Source organism: Thermanaeromonas toyohensis ToBE, assembly GCF_900176005.1.
Classification (GTDB): Bacteria; Bacillota; DSM-521; order Neomoorellales; family Neomoorellaceae; genus Thermanaeromonas; species Thermanaeromonas toyohensis.
On the sequence record NZ_LT838272.1, the window covers coordinates 2,249,497 to 2,274,535 of the forward strand.

22 protein-coding genes are annotated in these 25,039 nt (G+C 49.3%); all 22 read right to left on the minus strand.

What is annotated here, in order from left to right; all coding sequences use genetic code 11:
• Positions 1 to 2: 2 nt before the first annotated feature.
• A complete protein-coding gene (locus B9A14_RS11640) occupies positions 3 to 2,795 on the minus strand; it encodes a hydrogenase iron-sulfur subunit (RefSeq protein WP_084665850.1) in 2,793 nt (930 codons plus the stop codon).
• A 5-nt stretch (positions 2,796 to 2,800) separates the two neighbouring features.
• A complete protein-coding gene (locus tag B9A14_RS11645) occupies positions 2,801 to 3,658 on the minus strand; it encodes a CoB--CoM heterodisulfide reductase iron-sulfur subunit B family protein (protein ID WP_084665851.1) in 858 nt (285 codons plus the stop codon).
• On the minus strand, positions 3,655 to 4,086 hold the full coding sequence (locus B9A14_RS11650; RefSeq protein WP_172839143.1) for a 4Fe-4S dicluster domain-containing protein: 432 nt from the start codon (positions 4,084 to 4,086) through the stop codon (positions 3,655 to 3,657). The genes B9A14_RS11645 and B9A14_RS11650 overlap by 4 nt, the downstream gene beginning before the upstream one ends.
• A gap of 46 nt (positions 4,087 to 4,132) precedes the next feature.
• The gene (gcvH, locus tag B9A14_RS11655) at positions 4,133 to 4,549 is read right to left on the minus strand and encodes a glycine cleavage system protein GcvH (RefSeq protein WP_084665853.1); all 417 of its coding nucleotides are present in this window, start codon (positions 4,547 to 4,549) and stop codon (positions 4,133 to 4,135) included.
• A gap of 33 nt (positions 4,550 to 4,582) precedes the next feature.
• Positions 4,583 to 4,885, minus strand: coding sequence for a DUF6506 family protein (locus B9A14_RS11660; protein WP_084665854.1), 303 nt, complete (start codon positions 4,883 to 4,885; stop codon positions 4,583 to 4,585).
• A gap of 20 nt (positions 4,886 to 4,905) precedes the next feature.
• The gene (locus B9A14_RS11665) at positions 4,906 to 5,253 is read right to left on the minus strand and encodes a carboxymuconolactone decarboxylase family protein (RefSeq protein WP_172839144.1); all 348 of its coding nucleotides are present in this window, start codon (positions 5,251 to 5,253) and stop codon (positions 4,906 to 4,908) included.
• 40 nt (positions 5,254 to 5,293) lie between these two features.
• Positions 5,294 to 6,412, minus strand: a complete 1,119-nt coding sequence (locus B9A14_RS11670; RefSeq protein WP_231967726.1) for a dihydrolipoamide acetyltransferase family protein — start codon at positions 6,410 to 6,412, stop codon at positions 5,294 to 5,296.
• Positions 6,360 to 7,424 carry an ATP-NAD kinase family protein gene (locus B9A14_RS11675; protein ID WP_084665856.1) on the minus strand — a complete coding sequence of 355 codons (1,065 nt, stop codon included), beginning with the start codon at positions 7,422 to 7,424 and terminating at the stop codon, positions 6,360 to 6,362. The genes B9A14_RS11670 and B9A14_RS11675 overlap by 53 nt, the downstream gene beginning before the upstream one ends.
• Positions 7,425 to 7,446: 22 nt before the next feature.
• The gene (locus B9A14_RS11680) at positions 7,447 to 8,421 is read right to left on the minus strand and encodes an alpha-ketoacid dehydrogenase subunit beta (protein WP_084665857.1); all 975 of its coding nucleotides are present in this window, start codon (positions 8,419 to 8,421) and stop codon (positions 7,447 to 7,449) included.
• Between the two features lie 20 nt (positions 8,422 to 8,441).
• Positions 8,442 to 9,401, minus strand: a complete 960-nt coding sequence (locus B9A14_RS11685; RefSeq protein WP_084665858.1) for a thiamine pyrophosphate-dependent dehydrogenase E1 component subunit alpha — start codon at positions 9,399 to 9,401, stop codon at positions 8,442 to 8,444.
• 189 nt (positions 9,402 to 9,590) lie between these two features.
• Positions 9,591 to 11,561: a sigma-54-dependent Fis family transcriptional regulator gene (locus B9A14_RS11690; RefSeq protein ID WP_084665859.1), complete on the minus strand. Its 1,971-nt coding sequence runs from the start codon at positions 11,559 to 11,561 to the stop codon at positions 9,591 to 9,593.
• Between the two features lie 159 nt (positions 11,562 to 11,720).
• On the minus strand, positions 11,721 to 13,184 hold the full coding sequence (locus B9A14_RS11695; protein WP_084665860.1) for a rhamnulokinase: 1,464 nt from the start codon (positions 13,182 to 13,184) through the stop codon (positions 11,721 to 11,723).
• Between the two features lie 41 nt (positions 13,185 to 13,225).
• Complete coding sequence (locus tag B9A14_RS11700; protein WP_084665861.1) at positions 13,226 to 13,822, minus strand: aldolase; 597 nt, start codon at positions 13,820 to 13,822, stop codon at positions 13,226 to 13,228.
• Entirely contained in the window at positions 13,806 to 15,587 is a 1,782-nt protein-coding gene (locus tag B9A14_RS11705; RefSeq protein ID WP_231967727.1) for an aldehyde ferredoxin oxidoreductase family protein, read from the minus strand. Before B9A14_RS11705 ends, B9A14_RS11700 begins: the two co-directional genes overlap by 17 nt.
• A 44-nt stretch (positions 15,588 to 15,631) precedes the next feature.
• Positions 15,632 to 15,871, minus strand: coding sequence for a MoaD/ThiS family protein (locus B9A14_RS11710; protein WP_084665863.1), 240 nt, complete (start codon positions 15,869 to 15,871; stop codon positions 15,632 to 15,634).
• A gap of 99 nt (positions 15,872 to 15,970) precedes the next feature.
• Positions 15,971 to 16,981 (minus strand): ABC transporter substrate-binding protein, encoded by a 1,011-nt coding sequence (locus B9A14_RS11715; protein WP_084665864.1) that lies wholly within the window; start codon positions 16,979 to 16,981, stop codon positions 15,971 to 15,973.
• 141 nt (positions 16,982 to 17,122) lie between these two features.
• Positions 17,123 to 18,112: an ABC transporter permease gene (locus tag B9A14_RS11720; RefSeq protein ID WP_084665865.1), complete on the minus strand. Its 990-nt coding sequence runs from the start codon at positions 18,110 to 18,112 to the stop codon at positions 17,123 to 17,125.
• Between the two features lie 45 nt (positions 18,113 to 18,157).
• Positions 18,158 to 19,639: a sugar ABC transporter ATP-binding protein gene (locus B9A14_RS11725; RefSeq protein ID WP_084667130.1), complete on the minus strand. Its 1,482-nt coding sequence runs from the start codon at positions 19,637 to 19,639 to the stop codon at positions 18,158 to 18,160.
• A gap of 80 nt (positions 19,640 to 19,719) precedes the next feature.
• Positions 19,720 to 21,522 (minus strand): L-fucose isomerase, encoded by a 1,803-nt coding sequence (locus B9A14_RS11730; protein ID WP_084665866.1) that lies wholly within the window; start codon positions 21,520 to 21,522, stop codon positions 19,720 to 19,722.
• A gap of 51 nt (positions 21,523 to 21,573) precedes the next feature.
• Positions 21,574 to 22,002 carry a D-ribose pyranase gene (rbsD, locus tag B9A14_RS11735; RefSeq protein WP_084665867.1) on the minus strand — a complete coding sequence of 143 codons (429 nt, stop codon included), beginning with the start codon at positions 22,000 to 22,002 and terminating at the stop codon, positions 21,574 to 21,576.
• A gap of 28 nt (positions 22,003 to 22,030) precedes the next feature.
• Positions 22,031 to 23,701 (minus strand): ribulokinase, encoded by a 1,671-nt coding sequence (locus B9A14_RS11740; protein ID WP_084665868.1) that lies wholly within the window; start codon positions 23,699 to 23,701, stop codon positions 22,031 to 22,033.
• A 15-nt stretch (positions 23,702 to 23,716) separates the two neighbouring features.
• On the minus strand, positions 23,717 to 24,760 hold the full coding sequence (locus B9A14_RS11745; protein WP_084665869.1) for a LacI family DNA-binding transcriptional regulator: 1,044 nt from the start codon (positions 24,758 to 24,760) through the stop codon (positions 23,717 to 23,719).
• Positions 24,761 to 25,039: the final 279 nt, after the last annotated feature.

Here is a 25,039-nt window from a genome sequence, read left to right on the forward strand (position 1 = left end):
GATCACCGACCTGCCTTATCCACCGTCTTTAAGCTAGCCAGAAAACCCTGCACCTCTTGGACAAGCTCTCCTGGATTGCAGGGACCGGCGGTGGCAAACTTTATCTTGTGCGCATCAAGCCCAGCTTCGGCAAGTCTCTGGCGTAACCCTTCCACCCTTTGAGCTGTCCGCTCAGTTCCGTACACATGTTGGCAGGCGCGGCGGCGGCAGCCCACTACCATAACGCCGGACGCTCCCCGCTCTAGCATAGCCAGCACCGTCTCCATATCCACAGAGCCAGCGCAGGGAACCGGCACCCAGGCAACATTTTCGGGTAAACCTAAGGCCCTTTCTTTCGCTTCTTTGAGGGAACGCCAGGCTGAGTGACGGCACAGAAAGGCCACTACACCTTTCCCGTCAACCCCGATGATCTCCATAAGGCTCGCGGGTGTCATATGGCCAGAGGCCTCCAAACCCCTGGCGGGGCATTCGGCTGCGCAAAGGCCGCAGCCCCAGCAGGACTTCTGGTATACCCGAACCTTACCCTCCACCGTTACTGCTCCGTGGGGGCAGGTACGTACGCAGGTAAGACAGGCGGCGCAGTAACCAGCCTCACGCTGGCTTGCGGTGTCCTTAAAATCACTCTGCGCTCCATACACTGTACCCACGGCAACCATGAGTGCAGCCCGCGCAGCCAGCAGAGCCTGCTCCCGGGCGACCTCCGGGTTCTCGGGAGCAAGGGCAGCTCCCGCCAGGAAGACCCCACGACGGGAAGTAACAACACCTCCTTGGAAGATCCCATCGTCCACGTTCGCCGAAACGCGCAAAGCCACTGCCTGCCAGATTTGCTGGGCTTCCGGAGGCAAGGATAACTCTTCCCCCACAATAAGCGCTGAAGGAAAAAGCTTAACCTCCTCTGGCCGGCCTTCCACAGAGGTGGTGGGGTCGACAAAAATGAGGTTTTTCCCATCCCAGGCGGGATGACCTGCGGGCTTAACGAAAATCACTCCTGCCTCCCGTAGTCTCCCATACAGGGCTTCCAGGTGAGGGGCGGCCCCTACCTTCACCTGCTGGGCGAGGTAGTAGATTTTCACCTTTGATCCCAGGTTATCCCGTACAGCACGGACGTTTTCCAGGGCCAGAGCGTGTACCGCCGGAGGAGAACTGCTATTTACATCCAGCCAAAATACCACCGGCCCGCCCGTCTCCGGAACGGAAAATGACCCAGTGACAAGGTCCCTGGCGATCTCAGCCTGGGTCGTTGCCGGTACCGGCGCGCAGCTTACAAACCGCGGGGCTAGGATAACGGCCTTAAGTTTAACCACCCTAACTCCCTGGCCCAGTACCCTAACCCAGGCCTCAAAGTCCCCCGGCTCTCCGTTAAGCTTAATTAACTCCGCGCCCTCCCACAGTATAAAGCCTCTTCGCCCCCCCACTTCCCGCCAAAGCTCCTTGAGTATAAGGCTTGTAGGGTCGACTGGGTCCCAATTGCCACTGTCGGCGAGCATGAGGACGGAACAACCCGCGGCGAGCACCTCACGGGCAATGAGCAACCCTGAAGGTCCGCTTCCCCAGATCAGCACGTCAGCAGCATGCTCCTGGGAGTGGGCAATTCTACCACTTGCCCCGGACCGAAGGATGCTTTCAGCTGCCTGCTCACCCGCCGCGCGCCCGTCCAGTACCGCTGTCTTGATGTCCATGGGGCAGCGGCAAGAGCCGGCTAGGAAAACCCCTTCCCGCTCCTGCTGCCAGAAACCGCTAATTTGGCGCGCCTTTAGAATGCCAGGAAGGGGATTGTCTAGGGACGGAGCCAGGCCCACACTGAGCACTATATGATCAAACTCACTAGTCTCAAGCCTTCCGACCTCGAGGTCCTCAAAGCGGAGGAGAAGGCCGGCCTCCCCTTTTCTCACCTCTGCAGGAAGGCCGCGCACAAAGCGGAGGCCATAAGTTCTAAGCTCCTCGCACACCTCCTCATCCCGCCGGTTTCTAAGCTGCAGGTCCATATAAAAGATCGCGGCCTCATCTACCAGCCCTAGGGTATACAGGCGCAAGAGTAGGCGAAGGCTTACCCCGCAACAGAAGCGCGAACAGTAGTCCCGCTTGAGCTTTCGCGAGCGCGAACCAGCACACTGGACAAAGGCCCACCGCCTACCCGTGAGAGCTTGCCAATCCTCGGCGGCAAGAAGCCGTTCTAGCTCCAGGGTGGTCAGGACCTCTGGATAACGACCCCAGCCGTACTCGGGAAGAAGGTCAGGCTCAGGTGAGATAGCGCCGGTCGCCACTACAATGGCCTTCGCTTCCGCGGTTCCGACTTCATCTGCCCCCACCTTTACGGCACCCTGAGGGCACACTTCAGCACAGACCCGGCAGCCTCCATTGTATGCTCTGCACCTGTGGCGTCGGATAATGAGGCCCTGCCGGGTACGGCGTGGGAGCACACTGATAGCCTTCTCCGGGCAGGCTTCAATGCACCTGCCGCAGAAGGTACAGAGACGGGAGTCTATGGAAGGAGAGGTTCCTATTAGGCGGATCTTAAAGTCGCCCACCGTACCACGTACCTCACCGGCATAAGAACCGGTCAGCACCTGGATAAGGCTTAGAGACTCAAGCTCATCAATAAGCTCGAATCCCAGACATATATTGCAGGAACTGCACTCCTCGCCTGCCTTGCAGGCATATTCAGCCCAACGGCCGCCGATAAAAGCCTCTTTTTCCACCAAAAGGACTCTAAGACCATAAGAGGCGGCGCTTACTGCCGCGGCCATACCGGCTGGCCCTCCGCCGAGCACCAGGACATCGCAGGTATAACGCAAGGGCTTTACACCCCCAATTTTTCAAGCACGCTGTCCACAGGGACCTGGTTTAGCTCCAGGCCCAGCTCATCGGGGCTAAGTCCCAAACTTAAGCCCATGAGCTGGGGCAAATAGAGCACGGGCAATTCAGCTTCGCCCTGCCCAGCGCAGAGCGCTATCCCGCAGGCCGGACAGGCCACCACTATGCAGTCCGCTCCTGCACATAAGGCCTGTTCCACCTTGGCCGCTGACATCTTGGCCATTAGGTCTGGCCTTAGAGCCATTAATCCTCCTCCGCAGCAGTCCTCTTTCCCCTCATAATCAATACTCTCCGCTCCGGTGGCCTCCACCAGCCGGTCCAGGACCCCTTGGCGGCCAGACCACCCGTAGCCCTCCAACCCGTAGGCGCGATATGTTTCCGAAGGCCGGGCGAAGTGGCAGCCCTCATGTACGGCCACCTTAAGCCCTGCCAAGGGCCGACGCACCAGCTTCCCGAAATCAAGCCCCGCCAGGACCCGCAACAAATGCAGTACGCGGATCCCCCCTTGGTAGCTAAAACCTGCCATTTCTAACTTCTGCCGTAGCTTACGCCCAAGACTCCCATTACCCGCCAGTAACAGGTCCGCCTCCATGAGGTTAGAAGCGCAAGCGTTGCACAGGGTCATGATAGGGATGTCCTTATCTTTAACCTGAACAAGGTTATAGGCCGCAATTAAGAGGGCCGCGTTCCTGTCTAAGCTTTTAATGGGATAACCACAACAACGAAAACCAGGTACTTCTATGAGCTCTACCCCCAAGAAATCCATGAGTTTCCTGGCCGCCAGCTCATACCCCAGGGTCCTGACCGGGGCACTGCAGCCGGGAAAAAAGGCGAAGCGCCTCATCCCTCCTCACTCCCCGCCAGGCCCGCGGCCCTTATGATGCCGGCAAGTCTTCCCACTTCCTCATCCAGGGGCGGTAGCCCCAGCTCTTGGCGGTACTCGTTATGAAACTCATCCACCGGGTAGATCCGACCCTCATCAACTAGTACCTGAATAACCTGTTCCAGACCCTCCGGAGCGAACCCTCTTCTAAAGGCCCGGTTTTTAAGCTCCAGGATAACCTCGGCCGTCTTGACCTCCTCCGGGCACCTTTCCTGGCAGGTCAAGCACTCCAAGCAGTACCAGAGCTTAGGCTCCTGCGCGGCTTCCTCCTCCCGCCCCAATTGTATCAGCCTTATATACCGCCGCGGATTGTAATCTGCGTCCAGGGCGGCTACCGGACAGCCGGAGGTACACTTGGCACACTGATAGCAAACCATTTTACTTTTCATCCCCATACCCTTTGCTTATATTTCGAAAAATAACGACCCCCAGAGCCTATTTTTTATGCTTGGCCGCCTCCTTCTCAATGAAAGTAACAAGCGTTTCCCCCTGCATGAGCGTTTTAAGCTCCAAAGGGTTATCCATTTTGAGCCTCACCATCCAGCCGGACCCATACGGGTCTTCATTCAACAGGCGAGGGGCGGTTTTTAAGGCCTCGTTCACGGCCACCACCTCACCGCCCACCGGGGCGTAAAGCCTGCCGACCCACTTGGCCGATTCCACCGAAGCCAGGGGTTGCCCCTTTTTAACCTTCTTGCCTACCTTGGGCAACATCACATGCAAGAAGTTGCCGGCAAGCTTCTGGGTAAAATCTGTCAGTCCCACTACGACCTCCTGCCCCTCGACTTTAGCCCAGCCGTGCTTCTCGTCGTAGTACAGTTCATCTGGGAAATAAAATTCGCCTATCTGCATTTTTTGATGCCTCCAAAGTATATTTACAGTTTACTAAAAGAAGGCGTCACCGCTTTTGCCGCCCAGTCCTGGATGGACGTCGAACCGGACTGCTCCTACGGCGGCCTTACCTTCTACCGCCCGGACCACCCGGGCTACTCCTTCGTGTCCGAACCCGCCGCAGAGCTCAATGGCCGCTACTCCTTCTGCTACCAGCTCCCTGGCCACCTTCTCGGCCGCGGCGTAATCTGCAACACCTACCACCAGGAGCTCAACTTCAGGGGTATCCACCTTGGCCCGGTGGACCGTAGGGTCAGCACCAGATGCCACAAACATGAAAGCAGCTTTGAGGGCCATGCGCCCAACCTCCTTTTTACTCATTCTTCTTCAAAGGCATCCAAACACTCACGGACAAGGGTAGCGCAATAGGCCGTGGCTGGAGAGCCTCCGAAGGCTATGGCCTCTGCAGCCGCCTCCAGAATCTCCTCACGGCTGGCTCCTTCTTCTAGAGCTTTTTTCACATGATAGGCGATGCAGTACTCACAACGAGCGTACACACCGATGGCGATGGCTATGAGTTCCTTATATTTAGCTGGGATAGCGCCTTCAGCAAAGCACCAATTGGTAAGGCGCACAAAGGACTCCGCTATCTCTGGTAGTTCATCTCCTAGTCGGCCCAAACCCGTGTTGAATTCTTCTAGAAGTTTATGGGGATCCAAAGCCATGGGGTTCCTCTCCTCCTTAAATAAAAACTCAATTTAGTTCCTAGATGAAAATCTTATGGGGATGTTCTAAGAGGTCTTTCAAGTAGGTTAAAAAGGCCGCAGCCGGAGCCCCATCTACCAGCCGATGATCAAAGGACAAGGATAAGTGCATTATAGGCCGGATGCAGATCTGTCCTTGGAAAACTACAGGGGTGTCTACTGTCCTGCCAGCTCCTAAAATCGCTGTCTCCGGAGGGTTAATAATAGGGGTAAAAATATCTACTGCATACATACCCAGGTTGGAGATAGTAAAGGTACCTCCTTCGAGATCATCTGGTAAAAGTTTATTCCGCCGGGCTTTTTGCACCAATTTTTTTAATTCCGCACTTATCTGGCCAAGTGTTTTACGATTAGCCTCCCGTATGACAGGAACAAAAAGCCCTTTTTCTGTAGCTACAGCAACGCCAATATTTATTTCCTCCAGCTCTTTTATACCTTCCTGGCATAAAGTAGCGTTCATGTAAGGATAACGCTCCAAAGCACAGGCCGTAGCCTTGATCAAAAAGTCAGTAACGGATAGGCGCTCCCTCTCTAGAAGATTTTCGTTTGCTTTCCGGCGATACTCCATGAGCTCGCCCATATCTACGGCTACGGTTAACGTTACCTGGGCAGCTGTCAAATGGCTTTTCACCATGTTCTCCGCTATAATACGACGTATACCTTCAAAGGGTACCACGTTACGCGCTTTTCTTTCATCAACTGGTAGTTCTCCCTTTCCAGCTTGCTCCAGCCTTGCCCGCTCTACATCTTCTTTAGTAATACGGCCTCCTGGTCCTGTGCCTTGGATATTGGCTAGATCTAGCCCATATTCTTGAGCCAGCTTGCGCGCTACAGGGGAAGCTTTTATGCGTTCCTCAGCTTCACTGGCCTCTTCAGCTAATAAATGCTCTATATTTTCCCCGGGAGCAGCAATTATCCCTAAGGTAGCACCTACAGGAACAGTGGTCCCGGAGGGTACCAGGATGCGGGTTAAGATCCCTTCAGCTGGAGACTCTACCTTAGCCGTGATTTTATCCGTGAGTACTTCAAACAATACTTCACCTTTTTTTACCTCTTCTCCCTCTTTTTTAAACCATTTCCCTACACTCCCTTTCTTCATAGTTAAACCCAACTTGGGCATTATGATTTTGTGAGCCATCGCTTAAATTTCCCCCTTGCGCTAAAACAGGCTTAACTTCTAACACTTTTTCGATGTCTACTACCCAAGGGCCACAAGGATCTAGAATAGCCACGTATTCGCCCTTAGTAATTTCGATCTCCCGCTCTCCATCCAGGGCCAATATACCGCCTTCACCCTGTACTTCTACAGCCTCCCCTACTTTTAGAAGGCACCAATTTTCTACGGTGATCGGTAAAATTAAGCCGGGGGCTATAGGAGCAATTACCCTTTTCCCTTTGACCCCTAATTTGATATCCAGCCCCCAAGGTTCAAAAGCCCCTAGGGAGCAAAGCCTAGCCCCTATGGAGGATAGCCCTATGCTGCAAGGTTCCGCCCGGGTAAGAAGCAACCTTTTTATCTTTTCTGGCTCCCATATAGCCCTGCTGCCTATAAACTTCTCCTCTACCACCGCTATATCCACTAAAGCCATATCTATTACCTGGCCCTGGTGGAAAAGGAGCAAGCGCTTGCAGCGCTTTAAGATTTTAGCCATTTCTACCTGGCTGGTAGCCACCAGTCCCGCTGCTAGCCCGGCAATAGTCCCTTCTAGCATCCGGGGAAAAACATTATTAGTTCCCGTAGAAAGGGGGATGAGCGGCACTTCCCCGCACCCCTTGGCCACGGCGCGATTAGTACCGTCTCCCCCTAAAGTTACAATGCACTTTACCCCCAAGCACGCCATTTCATAAGCAGCACGTGTGGAATCTTCTGCCCCGCAGGTCAAAGGTATTTCGACTTCCCTTACCTTTAACCGCAGGGAGTGTTTAAAGCCAATACTTTCCTTTGCCCGGGGTACAATACCGAAATATTCGGGCATGTACCATACTTCTTCTACTCCAGCAGCTTCTAAACCTAGGAGAAGGCGTTTTACAATATTTACCTTCTCCATATTATCAAATACAGTACCATAAGCTACTAAACGACGAATATCTTTACCGGCAGCCGGGTTAGCTATAATGCCTACTGAGCCCACTTGGGAACACCTTTTAAATAAGCTAAGCTAATAAAGACTTAACAGCATCTATAATTTTGGCTTCATTGGGTAAGTAAGCATCTTCCAAGCGCGGGCTAAAGGGAACTGGGGTGTCAGGCGCTGTAACCCTTCTGATAGGTGCATCCAGGTAGTCAAAGGCTTCCTCGGCCACCAGCGCTGCTATTTCCGCTCCAAAACCTGCAGTACGTACAGCCTCATGTACTATAACTAAGCGGTTGGTCTTTTGGACCGAATTGATAATGGTGTTTTTGTCTAAGGGGATAAGGGTACGCAGATCAATAACTTCAGCCTCAATACCTTCCTTGGCCAGGGCTTCTGCAGCTGCCAGGGATTTGTGCAGCATCCAGCTCCAGCTCACAATGGTTACATCTTTACCTTCCCGTACTACAGCTGCCTCTCCCAAGGGTACTACATATTCCCCTTCTGGGCAGTCGCCTACCAATCCATAAAGCTGCTTATGCTCGATATAAATGACAGGGTTATCATCCCTTATAGCGGAAATTAATAATCCTTTAGCATCCTTAGGAGTAGCTGGCATGACCACTTTTAGCCCTGGAATATGCGCGAAAATAGCCTCTAGAGACTGGGAATGCTGAGCTGCTGCCCTTAAACCTGCCCCAGCGGGTGTGCGTATAACCAAAGGAAGTTTAGCCTTTCCGCCAAACATATAGCGCATCTTAGCCGCTTGATTTAAAATCTCATCCATACATACACCCATGAAGTCCATAAACATGATCTCCACGCAAGGCCTCAGTCCAGCCGCTGCTGCCCCCACAGCATGGCCCACAATAGCCGTTTCGCTAATAGGGGTATCTTTTACCCTTTCCGGACCAAATTCCTGGTAAAGTCCCTGGGTTACTCCAAAGCAGCCACCAAAAATACCCACATCCTCTCCGGCAATGTATACGGTAGGGTCCCTCCGCATCTCCAAGGCTAGGGCTTCGCGGATAGCCTCCGCATAGGTAATCTGCCGCATATTCTTTCCCCTCCTAAATCTTAGGCATATACATCCTCTAACAATTCGCTTTCCTCAGGCTCGGGGCTATTTTCAGCGAAAGCTACTGCCTCTTCTATACGGGTTCGAGCATGAGCTTCGATGCTGTTTAGCTCTTCTGGGGTAGCATAATTCATCTCCAAAAGCTTCTGGGCTAAACGGGAGATGGGATCCTTCTTTAACCAATCTTCTTGTTCCTTGGGATCCTTGTAAACTTGAGGATCGCCTTCAAAATGCCCTCGGTGGCGCCATGTCTTAGCTTCAATCAGGCTAGGCCCCTCTCCCCGCCTAGCTCGGGCTATAGCTTCCGCTGCTGCCTCGTACACAGCCACCACGTCGTTGCCATCAATGCTTACTCCTGGTATGCCGTAGCTGGTAGCCCGATCAGCAATATCAGCTATGTTCATACTGTTACGCTGGTAGTTGGAAATACCGTACATATTATTCTCGCACACATAAACTACAGGCAGTTTCCATATAGAAGCCAGGTTTAAAGCCTCGTGGAAAGTCCCACGATTGGCCGCTCCATCCCCAAAGAAGCATACGGCTACTGCACCTTCACCCCTTACTTTACAGGCCAAAGCAGCGCCAGCAGCTATAGGCTGGCCAGCCCCAACAATGCCATTAGCGCCTAGAATACCTAGGGATACGTCAGCTATATGCATGGAGCCCCCTTTACCTTTACAATACCCTGTTTTTTTCCCAAAAAGCTCAGCCATCATGAGTTTAATATCCCCGCCCTTAGCGATGAGATGGGCATGCCCGCGGTGGGTGCTGGTTATATAATCCCTGGGTGTAAGATTAGCACATACCCCCGTAGCTACCGCTTCTTCGCCCACATATAGATGGACAAAGCCGGGGATCCGCCCCGCGGCAAAGAGCTCTGCCGCTTTAAGCTCAAATTGGCGGATCAAAACCATGGTGCGATAAAAATCAAGGAGAAGTTCCTTCTTAAGTTCCATAAATACCCTATCCCTCCTTAAAGTTGAATTCTCTGTCTTGACTCCTTTTAATTAGCAAAAAATATGCCAGCGCACCCCTTTTAAGCGCTGGCTCGCTCATCCCTTTAGTTTAGCTAAAGTTCTGGGGGATTAATAACCTATCCACTTGTTACCTGTGTTCCTCTTTTTAGCGTTAGATTTTGGAACACCCTAACGCGTCCGCAGCCCATATTTATCTAGTTTCCGGTACAAGGTGTTCCGGGCTATGCCTAAGGTCTTCGCCACTTTAGTTATATTTCCACTGTAATATTCAAGAAGGCGCCTAATCTCCTGTTTTTCCAGCTCGGCCAAAGTTGCCGGAGAAAAAGAAGAAGGTCTATCCTCTTGGGTAGTACGGGACTCCCATAAATAAGGGGGTAAATGAGAAGGTAAAAGAATATCCCCTTGCGCTAAATTTACTGCCCATTCGGCCACGTTGCGCAGCTCCCTTACATTTCCTGGCCAATCATATCTCTCTAATAAAGGCCAGATACTTGGATCTATCCGGATGGTATTTCTACCTAACTTTTGTGAAACTTGACAGACAAAATGCTCGAAGAGAAGAGGTATATCGCTTTTACGCTCGCGTAAAGGGCAAAGACGAATAATAAAGACCCCCAGGCGGAAGTAGAGATCCTCTCGAAATTTTTTCTCCTTAACTAGCTTCGATAAATCAGAGTTAGTAGCCGCAATAACCCGGACGTCTAGCGGGATCTCTTTCTGTCCCCCTAGACGTACCACCTTCTTTTCTTCTAGCACCCGTAAAAGATACACCTGCATCTCCCAAGGCATCTCGCCAATCTCATCTAAAAACAGAGTACCCCCTTGGGCTTGCTCAAATTTGCCTGGCTTACCCTCTGGCCGCGCACCAGTAAAGGCTCCACCCACATAACCAAAAAGCTCGCTACCTACTAGTTCCCGTGGTAAGGCACCGCAATTTACAGCTACAAAGGGGCCCTTACGACCGCTAGCCTCATGTATAGCCCGGGCGAACATCTCTTTCCCTGTTCCTGTTTCACCCATAATAAGCACCGGAGAATCACTGCGGGCCGCAATATAAGCCAAGCGTATGCTTTCCCGGAAATGAGGATTATGCCCTAAAATTTTCTCAAATCCTGGTAGACCGGGAGGTAGATGTATATAAAACTGCCTGTTATTAAGCAATTTAAAGGCTATCACAGCGCCTATAGTTTCATTATAATCACCAGTTATAGGGGAAAGATCCGCCCTGCAACGCAAGATCTCTTTCCTACCCTGTACAACTATTTCCTTGTCCTTTATACTTTGTCGCGCCCCTATAAGGGATAAAATTTCCTGGAAATTGTCAAATATTTCTTCCGCTTTTCGCCCCCTTAACTCTTCTGGCTTCCATCCCAAAACCTTCTCACAGGCGTAATTAGCTCTGATTAGTTTTCCCGTCCTATCTACCACTAATAGGGGTTCGCTATTATTTTCTAAAAAGTGTTTAAGAATTTGCTGGTAGGTCAGGGCTTCCTTTTGGGCCCTGCTCTGTCTTAGACTATTTTCAATAGCCATGGCTGCAGCTACCACCGTAGCTAGCGCCTGTTTATTCTCGCGGTGCCAGGGGCCAGAAATATCTATTACTCCTATAACTTGGCCTTCGGGGCTAAAAATGGGGGAACCAGCGCATGTCCAGGAATGATGGCCAGAGCAGAAATGCTCTGCTGCTGTAACCTGCAAAGCTTGGCCTAAAGCGAGGGCGGTACCTATACCATTAGTACCCACCTTATCTTCTCGCCAGCAAGCACCAGGAATAAAATTGATCTTTCGAGCCATATCTATAGTTTCCTGATAGTTCCCTAACATTTCCAATATGTATCCGTCCTCTCCTACTAAGACTACCAGGAAACCTAAGTTACCGCACAACCCTAAAAGCTTCTTCATCACCGGCCGGGCAGCCCGGATCAGCTCTTCCTGCCTTTCCTTGGCCTCTTTCAAGGCAGGACCCTCAATAATTTCCTGCCCTCGCCCATCATAAGGATTAACGCCTATATTCTTACACCTTTCCCAAGACGTAAGTATTTCTGGTCTTATAGCCTGTCCTGAAATGGTATTGGTATTAAGGTAGTTATTCCACTCTTGCCACACTTTTTGATATACTCCATAAAAATTTTCTGCCATGCACCTCGCCCCCCGCACCAATTTAATCTATTATTTCTTCACGGGGGGCGAGACTCCTTTCACCTTTGGAAAATAATTTTAAATATTCACCCCAAATACCACCGTTCGCCAGGGTCTACCTCCCTTGCAAGGTTCAAGGAAAGGTTACTTTTATGTTCACTATAGAAAACCAACAAATTTCCTATAAGCCTCCTCCCAAGCTGAAGTATCTTGGGGCTCATACACTTTAAGTTCGCAAGAATTACGCACTATCTCCCGTAGCTCGGCTAAAGAATTAACCTGTTTTAAAGCCATGGCCTGGATTAATAAATTACCCATGGCCGTAGCTTCTACTGGTCCAGCTAACACCGGACGGTTTGTGGCATCAGCTGTAAATTGGCAAAGGAGCTCATTCTTGGTACCTCCGCCTACTATATGGATAACGTGCAAGCGTTTCCTTAAAATCTCTTCTAATTTATCAAGTACCCACCTGTATTTTAAAGCCAAGCTTTCCAGGGCACACCTTATAATCTCCCCCTTGCTTTGGGGTACAGGCTGGCCTGTTTCCTGGCAGAATTTCTGGATGGCCGCTGGCATATCTTCGGGATTTAAGAAAGAAGGATGGTCAGGATCCACTAAAGAAACAAGGGGCCTAGCTTCCCGGGCCATCTGGGTTAAAGTAGTATAATCTAGAATCTCTCCCTGGCGCTCGAAAGCGCGCCGGCATTCTTGCACCAGCCATAGACCCACTACGTTCTTAAGCAGGCGGAAAGTTCCCGCCACACCGCCTTCATTGGTAAAGTTCAACCTTAAGGTATCTTGGTTAATTACCGGCTCCGGTACTTCCACCCCCACCAGGGACCAGGTTCCGGAGCTAATATACAAGTAATCCGGCATCTGGGCCGGTACAGCGGCTACAGCGCTAGCAGTATCATGACTTGCAGGAGCAATGACCGGTACTTCCCTGGCGCCTGTCTCTTTGGCCACCTGGGGAAGTAGGGTTCCCAAGATAGTACCAGGTGGGTGTATCTCAGGTAAGATAGAAGAAGGAAGTTCCAAGGAGGTCAACAATTCTCTAGCCCAATCTCCGGATCTAGGATCATACATCTGGGTAGTGGTAGCAATGGTGAACTCACTAGCCTTTTGTCCTGTAAGAAAGAAATTAAAGAGATCGGGCATCATGAGAAAAGCCTTAGCTTGGGCCAGTAAGGAGGGCTGTTGCAACCTATAGGCTAATAACTGGTATAGAGAATTTATAGGCATGAACTGGATACCTGTCCGGTAAAATATTTTATCCTGCGGCACCCTTTTAAAGGCTTCCTCCATCACGCCTTGGGTACGGCTATCCCGGTAATGATAGGGATTACTTAAGAGGATATCCTTCTCCCCTAAAAGGGCAAAATCTACTCCCCACGTATCTATCCCTATACTTTGGATATCCCTTCCATAACGGGCTACAGCCAGCAGCAAACCCTTCTTTATTTCATGAAAAAGACGTAAGGCATCCCAATAAAGGTTATCTAATACCCGTACAGGCTCATTGGGAAAGCGATAAACTTCGTCTAAAGTAACACGACCATCTCTTAATGTGCCTACTATAGCCCGACCGCTCTCTGCTCCCAAGTCAAAGGCTAGAAAGCGCATGAAACCCGAACCCCCCTTTCAACCTTCAGCCGCTAAAGTTATTACCAAGTGTGATACCTATCGGTACCCTTCCGGTACTCTTTAATATCCTTCTGCAAGGCTTCAGTGAAGTAAATGATCTGGCTAGAGATTTCTAAAGAAGAGGTCCACTGGTAAGCTTCCTCCAAAAACTGGCCAATGGCAAAAGTACCGTGCCCGCGTAACACTACAATCTTATACTTCTGCAAAGCCTCCGACACAATAGTAGCTACTTCTTCTGCTCCCACTGTATACTCTGAGCTTAAGACCGGTACCCGGTGAAGTAGATATGAGCCTTCAGAATCAAGAGGGATTATCTCATCCCGCGTAAGGGAGAGGGCTACAGTAATCGGGGGATGGGCATGGATTATGGCCAGAGCTGAAGTTTTTTTATAAATAGCCCGGTGGACGCCTATTTCTGTAGAAGCCAAAGCTATATGGCTGTCGTCCTTTTCCAATCCCGTTTCTATAAGATCATGCTCTTTCAAGCGGCCTATCATGGAACCTCGCCGGGTAATAAGTATACGGTCTCCTAGCCTGACACTCATATTACCTCCATGGGAACTGACGAGCCCAGCTAAAAAAAGATCACGGCCAATATCTCTAAATTCCTGGTACATTTTGATCCTCCTCAAGCAAGCCCAGCTCGGCTAATTTTTTAGCAGTAGGTTTCCCGTCAGCATCCCAGCCCCGAAAACGGTAATACTCCTCTAGCATCTTTTGAAGCTCTACTTTCTGGCCGGATGAGGGCCCTTTAACATGGGGTTGTTCAAGGATACGCGAAGGTAAAGTATCGTCTTTCTTAGTGAATCCCGCCCGCAGGTTATAAAGGCGCTCTAAGTTATAAATGCGTTCACCAATGCGCTGCAAATCTTGCGCTTTATATTCCTTGCCCAGAGCAGCCGTTAAAAGCCGGGCAAAATATTCATCGGAAATGGCAAAGGTGGCAAAAACGCATACTACCAACGAATCTGCTGCTGCCCAAGAATTTTGTATAACTATCACTATTCCCGCTTTACCCGAGGTGGCAAATCGGTCTACCAACTTGGGGGCGCCTAATACTTCCGGTCCCAACATGTTAGCCCGCAAGTGACATCCACCACGATTGGAAGTAGCATAAGCTAGTCCTTGGCCTTTCATTCCACGAGGATCATAGGCAGGGAGCTCTAACCCTTTGACCTGCATGGCAACTTCCGGTGCTCCACATCTTTCGGCTAGCCTTTTAGAGCCCTCCGCCAAAAGATCGCCTATGCCTTGCCGATAAGCTATTTTTTTAATGATCTCGGGGAGCAAGGCTGCATCGCCAAAGGAAAGCCGCTCATTTAAGAGACCTTGCTGGCTTAACTCCATGGCGCAGGCTATAGTAGCACCCGTGGAAATAGTGTCTAGTCCCAGCTCGTTGCAGAGAAGATTTGCTTTAATTATAGCCTCTAAATTATCAATACCGCAGTCGGCACCCAAAGCCCACACCGTTTCATACTCTGGCCCGTGGACTACTTCCTCGCCTATCTTTATCTCGCGCCCACACCCAATGGGGCATCCCCAGCAAGCAGTTCTCTTAAACAAGAGCCTCTCCAGAGCCTCTCCCGAAATATTCTCAGCTCCTTCAAAATAGGGTTCCTGGTAGTTTCTCGTAGGAAAGGCACCTATTTCATTTAAAATATTAACGAGCATGGAAGTACCAAACTGGGGCAGCCCTTTAGACGTAATGGGGTTAGCCTTAATTTGTTTTCGGGCTTCATATACTACAAAATCAAACTGTTCCGGGTCGGCAATTTGAGGCTTTTGTGTTCCGTTAACTACAATAGCTTTCAAATTTTTAGAGCCCATTACCGCCCCCACGCCGCCCCGTCCGAAAGCCCGCCTGCCGTCGGCTATTATGGCAGCAAACCGGACCAAATTCTCTCCTGCCGGCCCTATACAGAGAACCGCAGAATTTTCCCCCTGCTTAAGGGCTTGCAAAGTAGAAAGCGTATCTTTACCCCAAAGCTCTGGTACCTCAATTATCTTCGCCCCTTTTTCGCTTAAACTTAAATATACCGGCTTATGCGCCTTACCCCTTATGATCAGGGCGTCATAGCCGGCCTGCTTTAACTTAACCCCAAAGCTCCCCCCTACATTGGAATCATGGATCGTACCAGTAAGAGGAGATTTGGTAGAAAAGGTAGCTCGCCCCGCAGCAGGGGCCTTCGTACCCGTAAGGGGACCCGTAGCAAACACCATCACATTTTCAGGACTTAAGGGTTCTGTTGCAGGGGGTACATTATCCCATACTAGCCTCGCCCCTAGACCCCTTCCGCCCAAATATTTTTGGGCTAAATCAAGTGGCAGCTCTTTGACCTCTATACTATGGGTAGTAAGATCGATATCTAAGATTTTCCCCATCCAGCCGTACATAGAAGTTAACCCCGCCTTCGCTAAGATGTTTCTTAGCCGCCTCCCAACGGTGGAAAAACACTTACCACGTCGCCAGGTGAAAGCTCTTTCTCCAAGGTGGCATGTACACCGTTTACTAAGATCAACATCGGTTCTTCTAGGGTAACGTTAAGCTTTTCTAGCACGTCAGCTACCTGAGCAGGGGTTTCTATTTCTAGCTTTAATGTACCGTTTCCTTTTTCCTTAGGAAGATACCGGCGCAGATGCCCAAACAGGCGGACTTCGATTATCATGGGTCTTGATTCACACCTTGTATGCTTGATCGTTGTCAGGCTAAAGTTTCCAGCCCAACCGGCTCTAGGGCCGGTTGAGCTGGGCTTAGTTGGTACACACTACTCGTACAGCAGCGGCTTAATTTGCGGGGAATCTATATTCGACTTATCGTACCAGTGGAAGCCTGTATCGATCTGTTTTGGTAGCTTTTCACCCTTTATAGCCTTCACAGCCGCCTCAACAGCCTTGTACCCTATGTTGATGGGGTCCTGGGTTATAGCACCAGCCATTATACCGCTACGGATAGCATCCATCTGCAGCTTACCAGAATCGTAACCTACAATAACAATTTTACCTTCTTTCTTCAGCTCTTTTACAGCATTTATGATCCCCACTGCAGAACCTTCATTGGCACCAAAGAAGCCTTTGAGGTTAGGATGAGCTTGAATAATGGCCTTCGCCAGGTCGGTAGATTTGAGATGGTCGCCGCCACCGTACTGGATATCGACAATCTTGATTTTAGGATATTTCTCCTTAATGCGGTTAACGAAACCATCGCGGCGGTCGATACCGGTACGGCTAGTCTGGTCGTGCACGATTAGAGCGATCTCTCCTTCTCCACCGATAAGCTCCGCCATTTTATCAGCAGCAAAAGCAGCAGCAGCGACATTGTTAGTGGCAACGGTTGTAACGGGGATATCGCTGTCTACACCCGAGTCAAACCCGATAACTGGAATGTTTGCTGCTTTAGCTTTCTCCAAGAGAGGTATAACCGCTTTGCTGTCTAGGGCAGCTAAACAGATGGCGCTGGGGTTTTTGCTCAACGCAGCTTGGAGCATATCGATCTGTTTGTCAACCTGGGATTCACTTTCTGGCCCTTCAAAAGTGATGTCCACATTATAGTCTTTCGCAGCTTTCTCCGCACCCAATTTTACAGCTTGCCAGAACTGGTGCTGGAAACCTTTAGAAATGAGAGGGATATAGGGTTTCTTACCGGATTCCGTCTGTTTTGTCTCCCCTTGCTGGGGCGCGGCTTGCTTCGTTTCCGTCTTCTGGCCACAACCGGCCACTAGCGCGAGGGCAAGCAATAGACTCACAAAAAGGGTAAAGAATTTAATGTTCTTCCGCATAATAGTGACCTCCTTTGGAGACATCCTTATTTAGTGTTATAATTTGAATGGTTATAAACTGTTAAAGGTTACAAAATACCTACATACTTCATTCCCCCTCCCTATGGTCAAAAACGCTTATCACAAAGCAGCAATAAAGTATTACTGCTTACGTCGCCGGATTATATCCGCATACACAGCCATTATGACTATAGCGCCAATCACTACCATCTGCCACTCTTGAGGAACAGAAAGGATACGTAACCCATTGGTCAGCACGCTCATTATAAACGCGCCTATGACCGTTCCTAATATACTGCCCTCACCACCACTAAGGGAAGTGCCCCCGATAACAGCTGCCGCTATGGCTTCTAATTCATACCCCATACCCAAGGATGGTTGGGCAGAGTCAAGGCGAGATGCCATTATAACCCCAGCTAATCCGCTGAACATTCCGCAGAGGGTATAAATAGCTATCTTCCAGGCGTCAACATTTATTCCCGAAAGGCGAGTAGCTTCTTCATTGCTGCCGAGGGCAAAATTATACCTCCCTAATACTGTCTTTGTGAGAATAACGCTGGCGATCACGGCTACACCTAAGAAAATGACTACTGCATTGGGAACACCCAAGATAGAACCCATGGCGATCTCGCGGAAGACCGGGGTATTGGTAAAGTAAATGGGCTTAGAGTGGGAAATAACAAGGGAAAGCCCACGCGCGATCATCATCATGCCTAAAGTGGCAACGAACGGTGGTATTTTTAACTTCGCTGTAACCGAGCCATTAATAAAACCGCATAGCGCTCCTGTAACCAGCCCACCCAGTACGCCAAGTGCAACGGGTAGCTTCCAAAAGGTAATGAATACACCGCTCATAACTGAGGATAAGGTCATGACCGTACCGATGGATAGGTCGATTCCACCGCTGATGATGACAAAGGTTACCCCTACTGCCAGTACACCGTCAACGGCAGTGGAGAGCAAAATACCCACTATATTGTCAAACGTGGCAAAATTTGGTGAAGCCAAAGAAAATACTATCAGCATTACAATCAAGCTAGCGAAAGCAGCTAGCTTCTGCACAGCATCTGCGCGGAGCAGAGATCTTTTGCGAGGCGTCTCTAATTCCACGGTTAAGGGTTTATTTTCCATATTACAAAACCTCCGAAACCGATATTTAACACAAAAGCCCCACTTTCATTTTGTATGCATAGTAGCATATTTCATAATGAGTTCTTCCGTAGCCTCCCCGGCATTTAATTCGCCTGTAATACGGCCCTCACACATTACAAGGATACGGTGGCTCATGCGTAAGATCTCCGGGAGTTCTGAGGAGATCATGATAATCGATTTCCCGCTTTCAGCTAAATCGTTGAGTAGCCTGTAGATTTCGCTTTTGGCTCCAACATCGATACCCCGGGTGGGTTCATCAAATATCAAGATATCGCAGTTGCGCGTCAGCCATTTTCCTATAACTACTTTCTGCTGATTCCCGCCGGAAAGATATTTAACCTTTTGTTGCAGGTTAGGCGTTTTGATTTTAAGTTCGATTACCCGCCGTTGGGCTTCAGCCCTGGCCCTAGCCCTCTTAACCCAGCCGAGAAAACCCCGGAACTTTTCTAGGCTAGCCAGGACAATATTGGTTTCCACATCCATATCTAGCACTAAACCGTAACGCTTGCGGTCCTCGGAGAGATAACCGATCCCGTGCTTGACGGCGTCTTTAGGGCTCCTGATCTTTACCTTTCGACCCCGTACGTAGATTTCCCCCGCATCGATAGGATCTGCACCGAAAATAGCCCTGGCTACTTCTGTCCGGCCAGCACCCATCAGCCCAGCAAAACCGAGTATTTCGCCTTTTTTCAGAGTGAAGCTTACGTCTTTAATAATACGACCACGTCTAAGATTCTTTACTTCTAGTACAACTTCTTGACTCCGTACTTCCGGGTTCAGACGAGAGCTCTCATAAATTTCTCGCCCCACCATCATACTGATGATATGATCAATAGTAGCATCGGAGGTAACGACGGTGTTGATGTAACGACCGTCGCGCATTACTGTGATACGATCCGAAATTTGCTTAACTTCCCCCAGGCGATGGGATATAAAAACTATCCCCACCCCTCTATCCCGAAGCTGGCGGATGATGCGGAAAAGCTCTTTGACTTCCGCCTCCGTCAGTGCTGCCGTTGGTTCATCCATAATCAATACCTCGGAATTGAAGGAAAGGGCTTTGGCTATCTCCACCATTTGCTGCTTGGCCACGGTAAGGTCGGAAACCTTGGCCCGTGGATCCAGGTCTAGGTGTAGCATATCAAGCAAGTATTTTGTCTTTTCGTTTATGGCTTTTTCATCTAGGATAAACCTCAAACCTTGGCGGGGCTCACGGCCAATAAAGATATTCTGGGCCACCGTCAAGTGGGGCATGAGGTTAAATTCCTGGTGGATCATGCTGATCCCTAATTCTTGTGCGGCCCTGGGGTTGGCGATCTCTACTTCCTTCCCCTTGTACAAGATGCGTCCAGCATCTTTTGTATACACGCCAGCCAGTATCTTCATCAGAGTGGACTTGCCTGCACCATTCTCGCCAACCAAAGCGTGTACCTCGCCCGACCGTAACTCAAAACGACATTCTTTTAGTGCGTGCACACCAGGAAAAGACTTCTCTATCCCTTCCATTACCACTAAAGTTCCACCCAACTGGTACCACCCCAGATCCGGATATCCCCCGGTAGAGTCGCCTTCAGGTTTCAAAAAAATCACATCCCTCTACCATACAGCGGGCCCAAATTCTGGCAGGCCCTGTAGTCGGTATCCACGGAATCTACAGGTCCAAAGGCGCCCCACGCGCTGGGACGGAAGATCCTCTCCTCCGGAACATTATGCATGCATACAGGGATGCGCAATATCGAAGCTAAGGTGATGAGTTCGGCTCCTATATGGCCATAGCTTACTGCAGCATGATTGGCTCCCCAATTGTTCATAACTGAATAAACGTCCTTGAAGGGGCCCTTCCCAGTCAGAATAGGTACGAACCACGTTGTGGGCCAGGTGGGATTGGTCCGTTCATTAAGGAAGTAATGAATATCCTCAGGTAAATCTACAGTATACCCTTCTGCAATCTGCAGCACTGGACCCAATCCCTTAACGATATTTATCCTCGACATCGTTACCGGCATGCCGCCTTTGGTAAGGAAGCTAACCGAGAACCCACCACCTCTGAAATATTCCCTGATAGCAGGATGCCAAGTGGCAGCATCAAGACATTTCTTTACTTCCTCTGGAGTAATCTCCCAGAAAGGTTTTATTGCCGGTTGCCCATCGATGGACTGCTGTCCTGTACCATCCAGTGCGGCTGAGCCTGAATTAATTAGATGTATTATACCGTTTGAGGCCAGTCCAGTAAGCTTCCTACCTGTAACCCGTTCTACTGCTTCAGGGCTCCAGTATGTCCTGACATCTGCAAAAACTTGGGCTGTATTGGTCAATAGGTGGCCGAACAACATCGCTACAGCATTCAGGCTGTCATTTTCTGTAGCTAGAATAAAAGGCTCACGCAGGCCATTCCAGTCGAAGGATGAGTTAAGAATAGCCTCTGTAAAATCGCCATTGGGGAAATGATCAGTCCACTGCCTCTGGCCCTGGAATCCCGCGGCAATGGCGTTATGCCCTTCCGCTTCTTCAAGATACCCTAATTCAGCCAATTTGGGATTTCCCACCATAAGATCCCTTATGATTAGGGTCATTTTAACCACAGTTTCCCACTCTCTATCTTTTCTCTCCTTTGATGCCTGCCGTGCCGGAGGATTGGGATCTCTGCCCTCTTTACAATTCTGTTTTACCCAGGCGAGCGCCTTCTCATATTCTTCCTCGTCGTAAATCTTTTCTTCTATCCTCCGCACGAGCTCTGACATGTCCACATATTCGACCCTCATCCCCAGGTAGCTCTCAAAGAAATCAGGGTCTACTATAGAGCCAGCTATCCCCATGGAAACGCCGCCTATGGCGAGATAGGATTTCCCCCTCATAATGGCCACAGCTAAACCCGCTCGGGCGAATTGGAGGAGTTTTTGTTTCACGTCTTCTGGAATAGTGGTGTCCCCGGCATCTTGAACATCTCTTCCATATATGCCGAAAGCAGGCAGGCCCTTCTGGTTATGTGCCGCCAACGCCGCTGCAAGATATACAGCCCCTGGCCGTTCAGTGCCGTTAAATCCCCAGATGGCTTTGGGTATATAGGGGTCCATATCTATGGTTTCTGACCCATAACACCAGCAAGGCGTAACTGTAATGGAAACCCCTACTCCTTCCCTGGCAAACTTCTCGGCGGTTCTGGCGGCCTCAGCTACACCTCCAATCGTGGTATCAGCAATAACACATTCGACTGGCTTACCATTGGGGTATCTTAGATTTTTTGTCAACAGCTCAGCAACGGCTTTAGCCATCCCCATCGTCTGTCCCTCTAGCGATTCCCTTACGCCGCCTCGCCGGCCATCAATCACCGGGCGAATGCCTATTTTGGGTAAGCTTCCAATCAACCTGTAATCCCCTTGTGCTGCCATGTTTTTCTTACTCTCCTTTTCTGAAATTGGAATTATTCATTAGCTTAAGTGTTAAAACTCTACATCGAAGTTTTTCTTAAATTCATCTGCCTGTGAGGCTGCCACAAGAAGAACATTGGCATAAGGGGTAAACTCTCCCGTCCTTACAATGAACTTCACGTTCCGTGAGCGTTCCTTAAATTGAGAATGGGGAAGCATTTCAAATTCCTGATACCTAAAGAGATTTTTTAGCTCCTTATATAGCTCCGGGCTCACTTTTTCAGTCTCATGAGCCATCACTACTTTTTCTACAACGATCTCTTTCAAAACGGCCTTCAGGGTGTCCATAAAGCTGGGTATCCCTTTTATTAAGGCCAAATCGATTCTTTTAGTTCCCTTAGGGATGGGAAAACCGGCATCGCAGATTATAAATTCATCCATATGGCCTAAACCAGCTAGTTCTCCTGATAGCTCTTTGTTTAATATACCAGCTTTTTTCAATCTAGATTCTCCTTTCTATGTTTAGTATTTAGAAACAGTTTAGGGTGTGGCGTAACTGTTTCAGGACCTTCATTACTTCCTTGTTGGTTTCCCCGAAATATCTGTGAAGAATCCGGTAGGCTTTATAGAGCTCAGCATATTGCTTCTTCACGGCAGGTCGTGGTTCAAAAACTCTTCCCTCAACCTTGCCCATCCTTTCAGAAGCCTCGATTACTGAATCGTAACCCCCCTTGCTACTACCTGCAGCAACAGCTCCTAAGACAGCAGCTCCCACTGCGGAAGCATGGGGAGTTTTTGTTCTCTTAAACGGTAAGCCTGTAACATCTGCAAAGGTTTGGGCTACCAAGTCATTAGCAGCCAGGCTCCCACAGCCATATAGTTCCTTTACAGGTATCCCGTTTTCCGTGATATTATCGATAATCATCTTAGTGCCGAAAGCCAAACTCTCTATCAAAGCGAGGTATATATGTTCGCATTTGGTTTTTAGGGTACACCCTACAATCAGCCCGCTTAAATCTGCTGTCCCCAAGAATCGGCTACCATTCCACCAATCTAAAGCTACCAAGCCATGCCCTCCAGGCTCTATCCTTAATGCTCGCTCAGCCAGGACCTGATGGATGCTCATACCCCTGGCCTCTGCCTCCTGCTGCATCTCATTGGATACCAGGTTATCAATAAACCACGCTAACATGTCGCCACCCGCAGCCTGTCCAGCTTCATACCCAAAAAATCCCGGTAGGATACCATCTTCCACTACTCCGGCTACCCCAGGAATGAACCTTTCTTCTGGAGATAAGAACATGTGACAAATGGAGGTTCCCATCACTAATACTATTTTCCCTGGAGCAGTTACCCCTAACCCCAACACCGAAGCATGGGCATCTATTATAGCTGTAGCTACTGGGGTGCCTGGCTCAAGCCCTATCCTTTGGGCAATCTCCTTAGATAATGTCCCTGCCCGGATGCCGCTGGGATAAACCTTACCCTTTAATTTTTCATCCACAAGGTTTTCTAGCCTGGGATCCACAGAGGCCAGAAATTCTTTGCTGGGATACCCCTCTCTCTTGTTCCATATAGCTTTATAACCCGCACAGCATGAGTTGCGGCATAGGTTACCTGTAAGCTGCCATACTATCCAATCCGCAGCTTCCACAAATTGATCCGCTGCTTCGTATATCTCGGGAGCCTCTCTTAATATTTGCAAAATCTTAGGCAACATCCACTCGGAGGAGATTTTACCCCCATAGCGCTTTAAAAATTTTTCTTTTCTTTTTTCGGCTATATCGTTAATGAGATCAGCTTCCCTCTGGGCTGCATGATGCTTCCATAGTTTTACCCAGCTATGCGGATTACTACGGTACCGCTCATCCCTGCACAAGGGCTGGCCATACTTGTCAACCGGGAGCATAGTGCAAGAAGTAAAATCTATCCCTATGCCTATAACCTGTTCGGGGAGAATACAGGCTCTTTGGATAACTTCAGGTATACCTTGGGTCAATACCTCCCAATAATCTCCTGGATCCTGTAACGCCCAATCAGGACCCAGTTTGATAGTACTATCTGGTAATGTAGAATCGAGCACACCGTGCGGATATTTAACCACCGCCGTTGAAGCTATTTCTCCGTCTGAAGTCCGCGCAAGAATAAATCTGGCTGATTCTGTGCCAAAATCGATCCCTAAGCTGTATTTATCCTTCAACTAATGATACCTCCCTTATAAGGCCACCTTGTTCACGGTAACTTCACTAGATGCCTCTAACCTTCCAGGAGGCACAGATGAACCTCGAACCACCAGTTCGGGTTTCAACCGATACATCTGGGGAAAATCGCTATTGTCTCCACTAACTCGCTTATATATCAAACGCGCAGCTGTCTTACCTATTTCCTCCATGGGTTGCACCACTACCGTCAAAGGTGGGGTGGCTATCCTGTATAGCTCCATATCATCAAAAGCCACGATAGCCAGATCTTCTGGTACTCTAATCCCTAGTTCGCTTATAGCTAACATGGCCCCCATGGTCATGTAGCAGTTGGCAATGAATACTGCCTGGGGGGGATGAGGTAAAGCCATCAATTCTTTTATTAAAATATAGCCGCTTTGGCTGGAAAAATCTCCCGTACGGATAAGCTCTTCTGCTATAGGTAGATTATAATCTTCAAAGACTCGCAAATAACCGCGATATCTCTCTTCTCCAGTGGTCACCTCTAACCGCCCATTTATAACCCCGATACGCCGGTAACCCATAGTTACCAGATGTTCTACTGCCTGGTAAGCCCCATTAACGTTATCAACCAAGACGCTATCTACCTGCATGCCCTTCACTAATCGGTCGACTAAAACCACAGGAATACCCTTTTTCTGCGCTTCTAGTAAATGCTTTGAAGAACTGCTAGTAGGGACCACTAAGAGGCCGTCCACTTGCCTTTCCACCAGCATCTGTACCTGTTCTATTTCTCGGGTCAAATCCTCATTGCTGTTACATACAATCAGACTATATCCATAGCTGTTCAATATCTCCTCCACAGCCTCCGCTACCCGCATAAAGAAGGAACCAAAATCAGGAACTACAAAACCTATAATCTGAGTCTTTTGCGTCTTAAGGCTACGGGCTACCAGATTGGGCCTGTATCCCAAAGCTTCGATAGCAGCCAGTACCCTTTCTTTTGTTTCTTGTTTTACCCGTTCGCCATTTAAGACTCGCGAAACAGTAGCAGTCGATACACCCGCCTTTGCTGCCACGTCCTTTATTGTTGCCATCTTTAGTTTCCCTTTCGCAGTTTTCCTTGTTAATTTCTCAATTATTGTTAATACTTGGTCTAGTACATTAAACGTTACCTCACTGTTAGCGCATAGTTTGTGTAATCGTTTACTTACTTAATATATATTCGAGCCTCCCTTTAAAATTCCTGCTGGGTTAAATAAAAAATTTTAGCGTTAATACTGGGTATATACTTCCATATAAAGACAATCTATCCTCTTTTCCCCATATACTTTGTGTTAACGTTTACATTAACTATAACCACGGTAAATTGGAAT

Bases quoted from the DNA above. Each gene is read 5' to 3' on its own strand.
- B9A14_RS11725 (WP_084667130.1), bottom strand. From the start codon at position 19,639: ATGGAAGGGATAGAGAAGTCTTTTCCTGGTGTGCACGCACTAAAAGAA.
- B9A14_RS11650 (WP_172839143.1), bottom strand. From the start codon at position 4,086: ATGAAAAGTAAAATGGTTTGCTATCAGTGTGCCAAGTGTACCTCCGGC.
- B9A14_RS11745 (WP_084665869.1), bottom strand. From the start codon at position 24,760: ATGGCAACAATAAAGGACGTGGCAGCAAAGGCGGGTGTATCGACTGCT.
- B9A14_RS11660 (WP_084665854.1), bottom strand. From the start codon at position 4,885: ATGGCCCTCAAAGCTGCTTTCATGTTTGTGGCATCTGGTGCTGACCCT.
- B9A14_RS11645 (WP_084665851.1), bottom strand. From the start codon at position 3,658: ATGAGGCGCTTCGCCTTTTTTCCCGGCTGCAGTGCCCCGGTCAGGACC.
- B9A14_RS11710 (WP_084665863.1), bottom strand. From the start codon at position 15,871: ATGATAATCGAAGTCCGCCTGTTTGGGCATCTGCGCCGGTATCTTCCT.
- B9A14_RS11665 (WP_172839144.1), bottom strand. From the start codon at position 5,253: ATGGCTTTGGATCCCCATAAACTTCTAGAAGAATTCAACACGGGTTTG.
- B9A14_RS11715 (WP_084665864.1), bottom strand. From the start codon at position 16,981: ATGCGGAAGAACATTAAATTCTTTACCCTTTTTGTGAGTCTATTGCTT.
- B9A14_RS11680 (WP_084665857.1), bottom strand. From the start codon at position 8,421: ATGCGGCAGATTACCTATGCGGAGGCTATCCGCGAAGCCCTAGCCTTG.
- gcvH (WP_084665853.1), bottom strand. From the start codon at position 4,549: ATGCAGATAGGCGAATTTTATTTCCCAGATGAACTGTACTACGACGAG.
- B9A14_RS11705 (WP_231967727.1), bottom strand. From the start codon at position 15,587: ATGGGGAAAATCTTAGATATCGATCTTACTACCCATAGTATAGAGGTC.
- B9A14_RS11695 (WP_084665860.1), bottom strand. From the start codon at position 13,184: ATGCGCTTTCTAGCCTTTGACTTGGGAGCAGAGAGCGGTCGGGCTATA.
- B9A14_RS11670 (WP_231967726.1), bottom strand. From the start codon at position 6,412: ATGCCCAAGTTGGGTTTAACTATGAAGAAAGGGAGTGTAGGGAAATGG.
- B9A14_RS11690 (WP_084665859.1), bottom strand. From the start codon at position 11,561: ATGGCAGAAAATTTTTATGGAGTATATCAAAAAGTGTGGCAAGAGTGG.
- B9A14_RS11685 (WP_084665858.1), bottom strand. From the start codon at position 9,401: ATGGAACTTAAGAAGGAACTTCTCCTTGATTTTTATCGCACCATGGTT.
- B9A14_RS11730 (WP_084665866.1), bottom strand. From the start codon at position 21,522: ATGGCAGCACAAGGGGATTACAGGTTGATTGGAAGCTTACCCAAAATA.
- B9A14_RS11700 (WP_084665861.1), bottom strand. From the start codon at position 13,822: ATGTACCAGGAATTTAGAGATATTGGCCGTGATCTTTTTTTAGCTGGG.
- B9A14_RS11720 (WP_084665865.1), bottom strand. From the start codon at position 18,112: ATGGAAAATAAACCCTTAACCGTGGAATTAGAGACGCCTCGCAAAAGA.